Origin of the sequence: Rhodococcus sp. PAE-6, from assembly GCF_025290685.1 — a bacterium.
GTDB lineage: Bacteria > Actinomycetota > Actinomycetes > Mycobacteriales > Mycobacteriaceae > Rhodococcus > Rhodococcus pyridinivorans.
This window is the reverse complement of the sequence record NZ_JAOCLZ010000014.1, coordinates 25,088-39,871: the sequence shown is the minus strand read 5'-3', so window position 1 is coordinate 39,871 and position 14,784 is coordinate 25,088. Positions and strand designations below refer to the sequence as shown.

General features: G+C 68.5%; 14 protein-coding genes. 13 read left to right on the top strand and 1 reads right to left on the bottom strand.

Annotation, left to right across the window (positions count from 1 at the left end; all coding sequences use genetic code 11):
- Positions 1-23: 23 nt before the first annotated feature.
- The 6 genes from NVV99_RS22000 (at position 24) to NVV99_RS21975 (ending at position 7,187) form a co-directional block, all read left to right on the top strand.
- On the top strand, positions 24-1,181 hold the full coding sequence (locus tag NVV99_RS22000) for an HpcH/HpaI aldolase/citrate lyase family protein (protein WP_260783019.1): 1,158 nt from the start codon (positions 24-26) through the stop codon (positions 1,179-1,181).
- The gene (locus tag NVV99_RS21995; protein ID WP_193902818.1) at positions 1,178-2,473 is read left to right on the top strand and encodes a phosphoribosyltransferase family protein; all 1,296 of its coding nucleotides are present in this window, start codon (positions 1,178-1,180) and stop codon (positions 2,471-2,473) included. The genes NVV99_RS22000 and NVV99_RS21995 overlap by 4 nt, the downstream gene beginning before the upstream one ends.
- Positions 2,470-3,576, top strand: a complete 1,107-nt coding sequence (locus NVV99_RS21990) for a cysteine protease StiP family protein (RefSeq protein WP_260783018.1) — start codon at positions 2,470-2,472, stop codon at positions 3,574-3,576. Before NVV99_RS21995 ends, NVV99_RS21990 begins: the two co-directional genes overlap by 4 nt.
- A 65-nt stretch (positions 3,577-3,641) precedes the next feature.
- Positions 3,642-4,418 (top strand): hypothetical protein, encoded by a 777-nt coding sequence (locus NVV99_RS21985; RefSeq protein WP_052227205.1) that lies wholly within the window; start codon positions 3,642-3,644, stop codon positions 4,416-4,418.
- A gap of 42 nt (positions 4,419-4,460) precedes the next feature.
- Entirely contained in the window at positions 4,461-5,696 is a 1,236-nt protein-coding gene (locus tag NVV99_RS21980) for a TerD family protein (RefSeq protein WP_252173405.1), read from the top strand.
- Between the two features lie 3 nt (positions 5,697-5,699).
- Complete coding sequence (locus NVV99_RS21975) at positions 5,700-7,187, top strand: TerD family protein (RefSeq protein ID WP_260783017.1); 1,488 nt, start codon at positions 5,700-5,702, stop codon at positions 7,185-7,187.
- A 21-nt stretch (positions 7,188-7,208) separates the two neighbouring features.
- Here the strand turns inward: NVV99_RS21975 and NVV99_RS21970 are convergent, their stop codons facing one another.
- On the bottom strand, positions 7,209-7,733 hold the full coding sequence (locus NVV99_RS21970; RefSeq protein ID WP_260783016.1) for a pyridoxamine 5'-phosphate oxidase family protein: 525 nt from the start codon (positions 7,731-7,733) through the stop codon (positions 7,209-7,211).
- Positions 7,734-7,893: 160 nt separating this feature from the next.
- Between NVV99_RS21970 and NVV99_RS21965 the strand changes: the two genes are divergently transcribed.
- The 7 genes from NVV99_RS21965 to NVV99_RS21935 all read left to right on the top strand — a co-directional run bounded on the left by NVV99_RS21965 (position 7,894) and on the right by NVV99_RS21935 (position 14,781).
- The gene (locus NVV99_RS21965; RefSeq protein WP_260783033.1) at positions 7,894-9,033 is read left to right on the top strand and encodes a DUF418 domain-containing protein; all 1,140 of its coding nucleotides are present in this window, start codon (positions 7,894-7,896) and stop codon (positions 9,031-9,033) included.
- Between the two features lie 125 nt (positions 9,034-9,158).
- On the top strand, positions 9,159-9,482 hold the full coding sequence (locus NVV99_RS21960) for a putative quinol monooxygenase (protein ID WP_006550720.1): 324 nt from the start codon (positions 9,159-9,161) through the stop codon (positions 9,480-9,482).
- 198 nt (positions 9,483-9,680) lie between these two features.
- Positions 9,681-11,246 (top strand): long-chain-fatty-acid--CoA ligase, encoded by a 1,566-nt coding sequence (locus NVV99_RS21955; protein ID WP_260783015.1) that lies wholly within the window; start codon positions 9,681-9,683, stop codon positions 11,244-11,246.
- Entirely contained in the window at positions 11,243-12,307 is a 1,065-nt protein-coding gene (locus tag NVV99_RS21950) for an MBL fold metallo-hydrolase (protein ID WP_260783014.1), read from the top strand. The genes NVV99_RS21955 and NVV99_RS21950 overlap by 4 nt, the downstream gene beginning before the upstream one ends.
- 1 nt (position 12,308) lies before the next feature.
- Positions 12,309-13,070, top strand: coding sequence for a crotonase/enoyl-CoA hydratase family protein (locus NVV99_RS21945; protein ID WP_006550723.1), 762 nt, complete (start codon positions 12,309-12,311; stop codon positions 13,068-13,070).
- Positions 13,071-13,072: 2 nt separating this feature from the next.
- The gene (locus tag NVV99_RS21940) at positions 13,073-13,867 is read left to right on the top strand and encodes an enoyl-CoA hydratase/isomerase family protein (RefSeq protein ID WP_019290613.1); all 795 of its coding nucleotides are present in this window, start codon (positions 13,073-13,075) and stop codon (positions 13,865-13,867) included.
- Between the two features lie 44 nt (positions 13,868-13,911).
- A complete protein-coding gene (locus tag NVV99_RS21935) occupies positions 13,912-14,781 on the top strand; it encodes a LysR family transcriptional regulator (protein WP_006550724.1) in 870 nt (289 codons plus the stop codon).
- Positions 14,782-14,784 lie beyond the last annotated feature (3 nt).

Here is a 14,784-nt window from a genome sequence, read left to right as displayed (position 1 = left end):
CCACGCTTACCGAAGTGCGCGCCATGCAGCACTTTCGGCATCTCGACGGCGCGACGATGGAGGAGTTGTTCCTGCACCGTCCCGAGCCGTTCGGGCACAGCGACGATCGCGACCGCCTGGCGACCGCTCTCGGCGCCACGCTCTACGTACCCGCGACGCGCGGAGATCTCGTCACGACCATCTCGAAACGTGCGGCCGAGGGTGTGACGTCGATGGTGCTCGACCTCGAGGACGCCGTCGCCGACAACGAGGTCGAGCAGGGCCTGCAGAACGCCGTCGCGACACTCGATGCGCTCGCCGAACGCGGACCGACGCCGATGATGTTGTTCGTCCGTGTCCGCACCGCCGACGGTGTCGGGCGGATCGCGTCTATGCTCGGCGCCGGCAAGGCCGTGCTGACCGGATTCGTGGTGCCCAAGTTCACCGCACACACCGGCCCCGTCTTCCTCGAGGCGGTGGCCGCGGCGTCGGACCTCCTCGGCCGTCACCTCTACGCGATGCCCGTCATCGAGTCGGCCGAGGTCGTCCACCGCGAGACCCGCGACGGCGAATTGCGTGCGATCTCGAGCATCCTCGCCGAACATCGCCACCGCATCCTCGCCGTCCGGATCGGCGCGACCGACATGTGCGCGACCTTCGGTATCCGGCGCGACCGCGACCTGACGATCTACGACGTCCGGGTCGTCGTCGACGTGATCGCCGACATCGTCAACCACCTCGGGCGAACCGACGGAACGGGTTTCGTCATCACCGGGCCCGTCTGGGAGTACTTTGCCGACCACGAACGCATGTTCCGACCGATGCTGCGCTCGACACCCTTCGAGGAACAGGATGCCGTGCTGTTCCGTCAGCAGCTCGTCAGCCGCGACCTCGACGGTCTGCTGCGCGAGATCGCCCTCGACCGCGCCAACGGCATCCAGGGCAAGACCGTCATCCATCCGTCGCATGTCGCTGCGGTGCATGCCCTGTCGGCCGTGACCCACGAGGAGTTCCACGATGCGACCGACATCCTCGATCGCGACACCGGTGGTGTGCAGGCCTCGGGATACGGGAACAAGATGAACGAACGACGACCCCACCGTACGTGGGCCGAGCAGACCCTGTTGCGCGCGTCGGTGTTCGGTGTCACCCGCAAGGGGATCACCTTCGTCGACCTGCTGACGGCGTTGGTGGACCGATGACCGATATTCTCGACATCCCCTGGGCCACCGCAGAGCTCGGTTTCGCTCTCGAACATGCGGAGTCGTCATGTGGCTACACGGTTCCCGAGCTCGTCAGGCCCGGGCTGCGACGCAATCCACGGCGTGCGCACCTGCTCGTCTCCACGGTTCTCGGCAAGCACATCCCCACCGAACCGGCCGCGGTGCGCGGCGCCGGTCACCGGCTCGGCCGGCTCGTCACCGACCTCCTCGGCGATGCGGCATCCGACGCCGTCGTCATGGGATTCGCCGAGACCGCAACGGGTCTCGGTCACTGCGTGGCCGACGCCCTCGACGCCGCATGCTGTCTGCATTCGACGCGACGCCAGGTTCCCGGAGCGGAGGTGCTCACCGGATTCGAGGAGGGGCACTCGCACGCGACCTTCCACCTGCTGCAGCCGACCTCCGGCGCACTGTTCGCCAACGCCGCGCCGCTCGTGCTCGTCGACGACGAGATCTCCACGGGAGCAACGGCCCTCGACGCCATCCGCGCGCTGCACCGCGATCATCCGCGTGATCGTTACGTCCTCGCCTCCCTCGTCGACATGCGGTCGGAACAGGATCGCCGCCGGACGGCAGAGGTCGCCGCGGAACTCGGCACGAGCATCGAGCACGTGAGCCTGGCCGCCGGACGATCCGTCGTCCCCGACGATCTCGTCGCGCGGGTCGCGGCGTTACCCGACCCTCTCCTCAATCCGGTGGGGGAGCAACGCGGCGACGTCCGGTTCCTCCACGCGGCGTGGCCGTCCCATGTGCCCGACGGCGGGCGGCACGGGATGTTGCGCACCGACGCGGCGGCCTTCGACGCGGCTCTGTCGACGCTCGCCGACACGATCGCGGACGTACGCGACGCCCGGCGACCCGCCGTCGTCGTCGGACACGAGGAATTGATGTATCTGCCGCTGCGACTCGCCGAGGCACTCGTCGACCGCGGCACTCCCGCCCTGTTCCAGACCACGACCCGCTCCCCCGTCCACGTGATGGACGTCGACGGATATCCGCTGCGCCGCGGATTCCGTTTCACCGCACCCGAACACATCGACAGCGAGTTCGAGAACGAGGTGCCGCGCTTCCTCTACAACGCGCAGTGGCCTACGTCCACCGAGGTCCGCGCCGAGCTGATCCTCGTCATCGATTCGCCCGCCGACACCGACCGCCTGCGCGCACCGGGAGGTGTTCTCGACGTGCTCACTGCTGCCGGTGAGGACGTCCTCGTCGTGATCGTGCCCGCCACCGATCCGACGGTGCTGCGCACCCACAGGGAGACCGTATGACCGTGCCACTGACCGGACCCGAGTTCGGCTCCTACGCGCCCGACGAGGTGACGTGGCTGCTCAAGGATCTCTCCCACGCCGACCTGGAGGGCGACATCGCCGAACGGGAGGCGCGGATCCAGGCGGGTCTCGCGCACTACGCGGAGTCCCTGCCGATCGAGTACCAACCCGACGCCGCCTACCGCGAACTGTTCGACAAGGCACTGGCCGGCACTGCGGGCCGGTTGGCGCACGCGGTGGGCACGGTCACCGAACTGCTTCTCTCCGAACGCGGAACCGACCTGACCCTCGTGTCGCTCGCGCGGGCGGGCACCCCGATCGGCATCCTGATCCGTCGATGGGCGCTGCACCACCACGGTCTGACGCTGCCGCACTACGCAGTGTCGATCGTCCGGGGTCGCGGCATCGACTCCGCCGCTCTCGACCACATCACCGCGCGGCACGCTCCCGCGTCGGTCGTCTTCGTCGACGGCTGGACGGGCAAAGGCGCGATCGCGCGTGAACTGTCCGCTGCGCTCGCCGAATACACCGCGCGAGGCGGTCCCGTCCTGTCCGACGATCTCGCGGTACTCGCCGACCCCGGCCACTGCGTCCGCACCTACGGCACGCGCGACGACTTTCTCATCGCCTCCGCCTGCCTGAACTCCACCGTCTCCGGACTGGTCTCACGAACGGTCCTCAACGACAGCCTGATCGGCCCCGGGGAGTTCCACGGCGCCAAGTTCTACTCCGAGTTGGCCGCGGACGACGTGTCGAATCATCTGCTGGACGCCGTCGCCGCGGAGTTCGACACGTGCGGCGACGTCGCATCGGCCGCGCAGGCAGTGCTCGAATCCGACCGCACCCCCACCTGGGCCGGCTGGGAGTCCGTCGAGCGGGTGCGGGCGCAGTACGGCATCTCGAGCGTCAACTTCGTCAAACCCGGTGTCGGAGAGACCACCCGCGTGCTGTTGCGCCGCGTTCCCTGGAAGGTTCTGGTGCGCGACATCACCGCCGACGAGCACGCCCATATCCGGATGCTCGCGGCCGCTCGCGACGTTCCCGTCGAGGAGGTTCCCGATCTGGCCTACTCCTGCATGGGACTGATCAAGGACCTGCCGTGACCAGCACTGCGACCGCACTGGTCGCCACCGATCTCGACCGCACCCTCATCTATTCGCGCGCCGCGATGACCGGCGACCAGTTCGACACGCAGGATCTACTCTGTGTCGAGTACTACGAGAGCGCACCGCTGTCGTACGTCACCGACATTGCTGCGCAACAGCTTCGGACGCTCGCCGGCGAGGTCGCGATGGTGCCGACGACCACGCGCACACCCGAACAGTTCCGCCGCATCGACCTCCCCGGCGGTCCGTGGCGTTATGCAATCGCGAGCAACGGTGGGTCGATCCTCGAGGACGGGCATCTCGACCCGCACTGGCGCAGGACCGTGGAAGCAGCGGTACGCGCGGGGGGTGCGAGCCTCGACGAGATGACGACCGAACTGCGCCGCCGAATCTCCGAGGACTGGGTGTCGAAGTTCCGCATCGCCGACGAGTTGTTCTGCTACCTCGTCGTCGACGTCGCAGCGCAACCGGCGGGATTTCTCGACGACTGGCACGAGTGGTGTTCGACGCGCGGCTGGAACGCGTCGCAGCAGGGCCGGAAGATCTACACGATGCCGAACAGCGTGTGCAAGAGCCGCGCGGTGGCCGAGGTGCACCGCCGGCTCCGAGACCGCGGGGTGCTTACCGACGACGCCCCGGTCTTCGCCGCGGGTGACGGTGCGCTCGATGCGGAGATGCTGAAGGCCGCCGACGCCGCGATCCGGCCTCGCCACGGCGAACTCGAACTGATGGACTGGCGCCACCCGACCGTCTCGGTGACCGACGCCGCGGGCGTCACCGCCGGGGAGGAGATCCTCGCCTGGTTCGCCCGATCCGCTCGTCTTCCGGTCGCTTCGTAGAGTAGAAGGTGCCCGGTCACCGACACAGTGAGGACACATCTCTTGCCGACTCCGCTCTCCAAGGGTCAGAACGGACCGCTTACCGCGTCCGACGTCGTCGTCTCGCTCGAGCTGACCACGCCCGCCGATCTGTCCGCACTGCTCGTCAAGGCCGACGGCAAGGTGCGCTCCGACGCCGACTTCGTGTTCTTCAACCAGCCCACCGGGCCGGGTGTGCGTCTCGTATCCGGCGCGCCCGGGCAGGCGGCCTCGCTCGCCGTGTCGCTCGCGCAGGTTCCCGCCGACATCGATCAGGTGCGCGCCGTGATCACCCTCGACGACGCGTCGAGTAGCTTCGGCCGGTTCGCACCGCCCACCGCGCGCGTGTCCGACAGTGCGGGAACGGTGTTGTACGAGTACCGGATCGACGGACTGAGCACCGAGTCCATCGTGATCGCGCTGGAGTTGTACCGGCGCCAGGGCGCGTGGAAGGTCCGCGCCGTGGGCCAGGGATATGCGGGCGGTTTCGCGGCGTTGGTGACCGATCACGGGGTCAGCGTCGACGACGCACCCGCCCAGCCTGCTGCCGCACCTCAGCCCGTCGCTCCCACGCCGGCTCCGGCTCCGCCCGTGCAGCAGACACCGCCTCCGGCACAGCAGACACCTCCGGCACAGCAGACACCTCCGGCACAGCCTGCGGAGGTCAGCCTCACGAAGAACCGCCCGGTGAGCCTGGTGAAGGGGCAGAAGGTCACCCTCCGCAAGGACGGCGGCGTCGCGCTGACCTTCCTGCGCATGGGGCTCGGCTGGGATCCGGTGGAGAAGCGTGGCCTGTTCGGCAACCGTTCCGCCGACATCGACCTCGACGCCTCGGCAGTGATGTTCGCCGACAACCAGATCGCCGACGTCGTGTACTACGGCCAGCTGCAGTCGAAGGACGGCTCGGTCCAGCACCAGGGCGACAACCTCACCGGTGCCGGTGAGGGCGACGACGAGGTGATGCTCGTCGACCTCACGCGGGTCCCCGCCCATGTCACGACGGTGATGTTCATCGTGACCTCCTACAAGGGCCACACCTTCGAGCAGGTGCAGAACGCGTTCTGCCGTCTCGTCGACGGCACGATCGACACCGAGCTGGCCCGCTACACGCTGCAGGGCGGCATGCCGTTCACGGGCATGGTCATGGCGAAGGTCTACCGCCAGGGCAGCGAATGGAAGCTGCAGGCCATCGGCGAGGGCATGCAGGCGAAGCATCCCGGTGAGGCCGCGCCGCAACTGGGCCGGTTCCTGGCCGTCTGACCGGTGGGCGAACTCTTCACAGCGGGGCGCAACGCCCCGCTGCCGACCCGCACGGCCCGTTTCGCGGCGACCGCATCCGTCCCTCTGGACGTGTGCGCGTTCGTCGTGGACGACGGCCTGCAGGTGGCGTCCTCCGACGACGTCGTGTTCTACAACCAACCGACGACGGCGGGCGTTCGGCTCGAGGGCAAGGTGATCGTCGTCGACGTCGACGCGGTCCGTCCCGGCGCACGCGTGCTGTGTGCGGTCGGCTGCGAGCGACCCGCAGCGGTGTCGACCTCGCTGTGCGACGCGGCGGGCACCGTCCTCGCGTCGTTTCACGTGGAACCGGCGGTCGGTACCGAGACGGCGCTGCTGTGCTGGGAGATCTACCGTCGTCACGACGAATGGAAGATCCGCGCCCTCGGCCAGGGATACGCCGGTGGACTCGCCAAGATGTTCACCGCGCACGGGGTGGAGGTCGAGTCACCCTCCGACGCGGAGAAGGTGGCCGCTCCCGGGCCCGGCCCGGTCATCGGCCTCTCACCTCTCGAGGTGCTGTGGCGGATCTTCGAGGACGCCGCCCGATCGGCCGCCGCGTACACGTCGAGTGCGGAGTTCGCCCAGCACCGTTTCGACGACGAACTCTCGACAGCGGTGGCCGATCCCGCCCGGCGCATGGAGCCCGAGGCCGACCGTGCCCGGGCGCGTGCGCAGCAGCGCTACGACGAGCTCGTCGGTGTCGCCGAGGCCCGCTACCGCGACGACAGCGCGGTGCTCGCCGCCGAACTGCTCACCGTCGACGCGACGTTGCCGCCCGCACTCGCATCCTGGATCTCCCCGGCCTGGATGCACGTGCACCTGCCGAGCGACGGCGTGCGGGTGGGTGAGGTGACGGCGCCCGATCTGGGTCCGCTGCGCATCCCCCTGTGCCTGCCGGCACCGCTCACGCGACCGTTGTGGATCGACGGCGACCCCGCCGACCTCGGTCCCGTCGTGTCGTCCGTGGTCGTGCGACTGCTCACGGCCCGGCCCGACACCCTGCTGCACCTCGTCGATCCCGGGCGGACGCTGCCCGCACTCGAACCCCTCACCGCAGCCCGACTTGCCGGACCGCCCGTCCACGACCGGTCGCGGGTCCCCGCCAGACTCCGGGGGCTGGCCGACGCGGCGGACCTCGACGCGCTCGCCCGGCAGGTCGACGCGGAGACCGCCTCACCCGTGTTGCTGGTCCTCGCCGGGTTCCCCTACGGCTACGACCACGACGACCTGCTCGAGATCGTCCGGATCGCGCGTACCGGCAGTGCCGGCCGGGTCTCGGTCGTCCTCGCGGGTGATCCCCCGGACGATCGGGTCGCGGAGATCCTGTGGGACGAGGCGCAGAAGCTTCCCGTCGACGGGGAGCTGGCCGATCCGTGGACGGGAGGCCGATGGACGTTCGTTCCCGACAGCCTGCCCACCGAGACCGAGCATCTGCGCGGCGCGCTGGGTGGTAGTTCGCTTCCGGACTGATCGTCCCCTCGCACAGAGGGATCAGCGCCGATCGACGAGTGTCGTGACATCGGGCGCGTACACGGTCATCCAGTGCGGGTTCAGGCGGTAGTAGACCACCTCCTCGCTCCAGTCGAACGCGTCCCCGCCGTAGAACGACTGAAGGTAGGCGAGCAGTTCGGGCCAGTCGTCGGCCGGCTCACCGCCGCGCGGGTTGAGAATCTCCACGTGGCCGTGTGTGAACACGCCGAGGTCCTCCCCGCGCATGTGCGCCGCGCTGGCCGCGGGACGCGCGGCGAGATGCCGGGCCTTGGCGGCGTTGCGGGCCGTGCCGAAGTACCACTTGCCGTGCAGGAAATGTCCGTCCACAGCACTGATGCGCGGTTCCCCGCCGGCGGTGACCGTCGCCAGCGAGAGGACGCACATGCCCGTGAGCACCTCGACGAGCTGCTCGGCCGTGAGGGTCCGCGACTCGTCGACGATCGACCTCAGGTGGGATGTGGACCGGGACAGCGACGTGTCGAGGAGCACCTGGAGGTCGGCGAGCTCGGTGGGGGTTTCGTGCATGGCTCCATGTTCACATCACCGAGGCTCACGGGACCCGACAGTTCCTGCTCTGTTCTCCTCGCCGATGTCTGCTCTCGGGGAGATCACCGAACGCGGGTCACCCGCATGGAGGACCCGTCATCCCCCGGTCGGCCGACGCGCGCCGACCCCGCCGCATCGCATGGTGAGGATCATGACGGTCACCGGTTCGACGACGCGACAGCAACGTATCCTCGCCCTCGACGTGGCCCGGGGGATCGCCATCCTCGGCACCTTCGCCGCCAATGTCTGGATCTTCACCGACCCCGCCGGGATCGTCGGATATCTCGCCTCGATCGGCACCGATCCGTGGCCGCAACGCATCCTCATGCAACTCGCGCAGGGAAAGTTCCTCGGGTTGCTCACACTGATGTTCGGGATCGGCCTGGCCGTGCAGGCGGCGTCCGCTCAGCGAGCGGGGCGGCCGTGGCCCGGCGGTTACCGGGTACGCGCCGCCCTGCTCTTCATCGACGGGGTGGTGCACTACCTGCTCGTCGCCGAGTTCGACATCCTCATGGGGTATGCGCTGACGTCCATGCTCGTGTGCGGGCTCGTGATCTCCTCCCGTCGTGTGCGGCTGTGGGTCGCGGGTACGGCCGTCGCTGTTCACGCGCTGGCCGTGACCGCGCTCGTCGTGGCGCTCGCCAGTTCACCGCCGAATGCGGAGACCCCCGAGCTGACCACCGCCACCTGGTGGGACATGATCGTCTTCCGCGTGGACAACGCCGCTGCGTTCCGCGCCGAGGTGATCTTCGTGATCCCGATGACGGTCGCGCTGTTCCTGACCGGCGCCGCACTGTATTCCTCCGGGCTGTTCGACAGCAGAGGTGCGGTGCTGCGCCGGCGGCTGATGGTGGTCGGGGCGATCGCAGCACCACTCGACCTCGCCGTGGGTCTGTTCGGCGGTGCCGCAGGTGTATTCGCAGCGCGCTACGGCATCGCCCCGTTCGTCGCGCTCGGCCTGCTGGCGTGGATCGCCCACTTCTACATCGGCAGGTCCACCACCGGCACGGTCGGCACCGCCTGTGAACGCATCGGGCGGACCGCGCTGAGTTGCTACATCCTGCAGAACATCGTCGCGTCGGTGCTCTGTTACGACTGGGGATTCGGTCTGGCGAAGACCGTGGACCCCGCCATGCGGGTCCCGTTCACGATCGCGGTGTACATCGCGGTGGGAGCGGTGATGGTCGTCGGATCCCGTTGGTGGCTCGGCCGATTCCGCCAGGGACCGGTCGAATGGGTGTGGCGGGTGTCCTACGAGCGGCTGACGGAACGTCGCTGACGTGTCGGGCTGCCTCGTGGGGGTCTGCCGCTCGGTCACGGATTCGACGCCCTCACCGGTGAGTACGGCGATATGTTCGACGAAGGGACGATCCGTCCCTCCAACATCTACCGACCGGAGGCAAGATGATCTTCATCGTGGTCCGTTTCAAGGTGAAGCCCGAGTACCAGGACAGCTGGCTCGAGACCACCGCGGAGTTCACCGAGGCGACTCGCAGCGAACCCGGGAACCTGTGGTTCGACTGGTCCCGCAGCGTGGACGATCCGTCCGAGTTCGTTCTCGTCGAGGCGTTCCGCGACGGGGACGCCGGATCCGAGCACGTGAAGTCCGATCACTTCCGCAGGGGGCTCGACGCAATGCGGCCGGCGCTGGTCGAGACCCCGCGCATCCTCAACACGGAGATTCCGGGCACCGAGTGGGGCCGGATGGGTGAACTGCAGATCGACTGATCGATCGCCTCGAGACCGACGTCGTGTGCGAGACCCGTCGGGGATTTCGCACACGACGTCGGTCTCGATACGCGCCCATAGGTTTGCCCTAACGTTGCGTACGGCTGCAGGTCTTTGTGGCAGCAGTCACGATCGTGATCGACTGGAACGGCGTGGACGGCATGTCCGCGCGTCGGCCGTGTCGATCAGGAGCGTGATGTGAGCGAGTTGCACCTTCCCAACCGAATCCGGCAGCTGGCAGTCGAACATCCGGATCGTGCGGCGGTCAGCTCCGGCGGAACCACACTCACCTACTCCGAGTTCGACGCGCTCACCAACCGGGTCGCCTCGGCGCTCGCGACCGTTCCGGCGACGTCCGAGCGCATCGGCGCACTGCTGCGCATGGGCCTACCCGGCGCGTCCTCGTTCGTCGGCTGCGCCAAGGCCGGACTGGTCTTCACCCCGCTCAACTGGCGCCTGAACCCGGGCGAGATCGCCGACATCGCCGACGACGCGCAGCTCGACGTCCTGATCGTCGAGGACGAGTTCGCCGCATCGGCCCGCGCTGCCGCCACAGTCCTGCCCGCCGTACAGATCGTCGTGGTCGGCGACGCCTCCACCGTTCCCGGTGCACGGTCGTGGGACGACTTCGTCGCCTCCGGTGACGACATCGACCCCGGCTTCGGCGACGACCCGCGGACCGAGGTGCTGCAGCTCTACACCTCGGGCACCACGGGTCGACCCAAAGGTGTTGTGGCGACGCATCACAACCTGTTCAACGAACCGCAGAACTTCGCGCTGTACGAGTTCACCGAGGACTCGGTGTCCCTCGACGCGCTGCCCCTGTTCCACATCGCCGGCGCCGGCTGGATGAGCACGACCCTGTCGGCGGGATTGCACCTGGTGTTGCTCGGTGAGATGCGCCCGAACCTGGTGGCGGCCGCCATCTCCGAGCACGGCATCACCCACGCATTCCTCGTGCCGTCGGTGATCAACATGCTCGTGGAGATGCCCGACCTGTCGGACTACGACCTGTCGGCGCTGCGTCTGGTCGCCTACGGCGCCTCTCCCATCACGCCCACGCAACTCGCCCGCGCCATGGACACCCTCGGCTGCCGCTTCGTGCAGCGTTACGGGATGACCGAGACGATGGGCGCCCTCACAGCGCTACGTGCCGAGGACCACGACCCGCACGGTCCGCGCTCCCACCTCCTACGTTCGGCCGGCACCGGGCTGCCGGGGATCGAGGTCCAGATCCGTGACCTCGCCACCGGCGACCCGCTCCCCCGCGGCGAAACCGGTGAGATCGTGAGCCGGTCGCGCAACAACACACAGGGTTACTGGCGACGCGAGGCCGAGAACGCCGCCCTGTTCACCGAGGACGGTTTTCTGCGCACCGGCGATGCCGGGCACATCGACGAGGACGGCTACCTGTTCGTCACCGACCGCGTGAAGGACATGATCATCTCCGGGGGTGAGAACGTCTACCCGATCGAGGTCGAATCGGTCATCTCCGAACATCCTTCCGTCGCCGAGGTCGCAGTGGTGGGAGTTCCGGACGACCGGTGGGGCGAGGCCGTGACCGCCGTCGTGCGGCTCGCGCCCGGAGCCGAGACACCGACCGAGGCCGAACTCCTCGAGTTCACCGTCGAACGTCTGGCTTCCTACAAGAAGCCCCGGCACATCCACTTCGTCGACGAGTTGCCTCGCAACGCCAGCGGCAAGATCCTGAAGCGCACACTGCGCGACGAGTTCGCTCCTGCACGGGAAGGAACGACGTCATGATCGTCACCGAGGATCTCGGTACCGTCCAGCGTGAAGCGTGGGCGGCCGGCGTACTGCCACCCGTCGAAGAGGTGCGGCCAGGACTGTGGTCGATTCCGGTTCCGATGCCGAAGAACCCGCTGCGGTACGTGCTGTCCTATGCGCTCGCCGTCGACGACGGCCTCGCCCTGATCGACCTCGGTATGGACACCGAGGAGTCGTGGGACACCCTCGTGGCCGGTGTCGCCGCGACCGGCCATCACATCACCGAGGTGCGCTACGCGGCGATCACTCACCTGCATCCCGACCATTTCGGTCTGGCACCCCGGTTGAAGGAAACGACCGGCGCTGTGATCGCGATGCACGCCGCCGACGCCGCCGCCCTCGGGCACTTCACCCTGGAGGACGCCGCCGCCGACAAGGAAGCATGGCGCGTAGACCTCACCGGACTCGGCGCACCGCCCGGGGTCGTCGAGGCCGCCCGCTTCGAACTCGTCCGCTTCCCCCGAGGCGAGAGCGCGGATGTCGTTCTCGCTCATGGCGATCGACTCGATCTGCCCGGGTGGAACATCGAAGCGGTGTGGACGCCCGGCCACACGCCCGGTCACCTCGCCTTCGTCGACCGCGACCGCGACTTGCTGTTCAGCGGCGACCACATGCTCCCGCGCATCAGCCCCAACATCTCCTCCGGCCCCGGCGAACTGGGCGACCCGTTGCACCGCTACCTGCTGTCGCTGCATGCGACGACGGCTCTGCCGGACTGCGAGGTGCTGCCCGCCCACGAGTACCGGTTCCGCGGAGTCACCGAACGCGCACGCCAACTCATGGACCACCACGAGGTCCGTCTCGACGAGATCCGCGATGCCGTCGCGTCCAGGCCCGAGTCGACGGCGTGGGAGATCACGACCCGCGTCACGTGGTCGCGTCCTATCGATGTGATGGATCCCCGGCTGCAGCGACTCGCCGTCCGCGAAACCCAGGCCCATCTGCTCGTTCTCGCCGATAGAGGCGACATCCGTTCCGACGGTGGCACTCCCGCCCACTGGACTCTCTCCACTCCGACCCATACGAAGGAAAACTGACATGAGCGTTGTCCTCACCGAATTCGCCGACGGCGTCGCGGTGTTCACCCTCAACCGTCCCGAGGCCAAGAATGCCGTGAACCTGGAGGTCTCGGAGGCGTTGGCCGCGGCCATCGACGAGTTCGAGGCACGCCCCGACCTGACCATCGGCATCCTCACCGGTGCCGGCGGAACATTCTGCGCCGGAATGGATCTGAAGGCGTTCGCACGCGGGGAGCGCCCGTCGATCCCCGGCCGCGGTTTCGGTGGCCTCACCGAGGCACCGCCGAGCAAGCCGCTCATCGCCGCCGTCGAGGGCTGGGCCCTGGCCGGTGGATGCGAGCTCGCCCTGTCCGCCGACCTGATCGTCGCGTCGCGCGAAGCGAAGTTCGGTATCCCCGAGGTCAAGCGCGGACTCGCGGCGGCGGCCGGCGGCCTGCTGCGCCTGCCGAAGATCCTCCCCTACCCGCTCGCGATGGAACTGGCCATCACCGGTGACCCACTCACCGCCGAGGTCGCCCACCAGCACGGCCTGGTCAACCGCGTCACCGAGCCCGGTGAAGCACTCACCGTGGCAAAGGAACTCGCCGCCCGCGTCGCGGCGAACGGCCCCCTCGCCGTCAAGGCCACCAAGCAGGTCGTCGCGATGGCCGCCAACTACACCGACCCCGACGCCTTCGTCGCGCAGCGCAAGTTCATCGACCCGGTCTTCGCGTCGGCCGACGCCAAGGAAGGCGCCCGGGCGTTCGCCGAGAAGCGCGCACCGGTCTGGAAGGGCGAGTAGGAATGTCGGATGTTCTGGTCGCGCAGGACGGCTCGGTCGCCACGATCACGCTGAGTCGACCGGAGCGCAAGAACGCGATGACGGTCGAGGCGTGGCGGTCGTTGCGTGAGACGTTCGGTGCGCTCCAGCACGACGATTCCGTCCGCGCCGTGATCCTCACCGGCGCCGGTGGTGACTTCTGCACCGGTGCCGACATGGAGCGGCGCGACTCCACCCATCCCCTCGACCGTATGCGTGAGATCAACGAGACGGCGCTCGCCGTCGCGGAGTTCTCGAAGCCGTTGATCGCGCAGGTCGAGGGGTATGCGGTGGGCGCGGGATGGAACATGGCGTTGCTGTGCGACGTGGTCGTCGCCTCCCGCACCGCGAAGTTCGGTCAGATCTTCGCGCGGCGCGGACTGTCGATCGACTTCGGCGGGTCGTGGATCCTGCCGCGCCTCGTGGGACTGCACCAGGCGAAGCGTCTGGTCATGCTCGCCGACATCGTGTGCGCCGAGGAAGCATACGACCTGGGCCTGGTGACCGAGCTCGTCGAGCCCGACGCCCTCGCCGGTCGCGCCGCCGAACTGGCCGCGCGGCTGGCCGCCGCCCCGCCGGTCGCGGTGAGCATGTCGGCGCGGATGCTCGAGCAGGGTTCGTCGCTCACGCTCCGCGAAGCACTCGAGAACGAGGCCCGCTCGCAGGCGATCAACCACGCCACCGACGCCCCCGATGCGATGCGTGCATTCGTCGACAAACGCGAGCCGTCGTTCACCGGCGGATGGCGGGTACCGCGCCCGGTAGACACCCCTTCCTGACGGTTGCGTCCGGGACGGTTCTGAGCGTCACCTACGATAATCGGGTGGACTTGCACCTCGTGACCTATTTCGTGGCGGTCGTCGACCACGGCGGGATCACGAAAGCTGCTCAGGCACTTTACATTTCGCAGCCGTCGTTGTCGCAGGCCATCCGCACCCTCGAACGCCGCCTCGACACGACCCTGTTCGACCGCACCGGCCGACGGCTCACCCTCACCGAGGACGGTCGTGTCCTCGAGGGCGCCGCACGCCGCATCCTGGCCGACGTCGAGCGGGCGAAACAGAAGGTCGCGGCGGTGCGCGATCTCCAGGCCGGTCGTGTCGAGATCGTCACCTTCGCGACGTTCTCGATCCACCCCGTCATCGAGTTCGTCCAGCGCTTCCGTCGGCGCTACCCCAACCTGACCGTGCGGGTGAACGACGCCGAAGGCCCTCCCGGAGTCCATGCGGCGCTGCGCCGCGGCGAGGCGGAGATCGGCATCACCGACCTGTCCGTCGATCACGCCGGCATGATCACCGTTCCGGTCCTCGAGCAGGAGATGGTGCTCGCCGTGCACCCCGACCTCGCCGCCGACGTGCCCGACCCCGTCACCCGCGCCCAGGTCCGCGACTTCCCGCTGGTCCTCGACCTCGGCTCCCGCGCGAGCGCCGCACGCACCGGTGAACTGCTCGGCGATCAGAACGTCGTCGTCGACTGCGCCAACCAGGCAGCCCTGTGGCAGTTCGTCGAGCGTGGCACCGCCGGGACGATCGTGCCGCGTCGCGTCGCCGAGAAGCAGATCCCCGGTGCGGTCGTCCGGCCCCTGGACCCACCGTTCCGGCGTCCCGTCGGATTGGTGATGCGACCCGGCGATCTGTCCCCCGCTGCCGCCGCATTCGTGGCGACCACCACCGGCACCCCCTGGGAAGCGTGACGA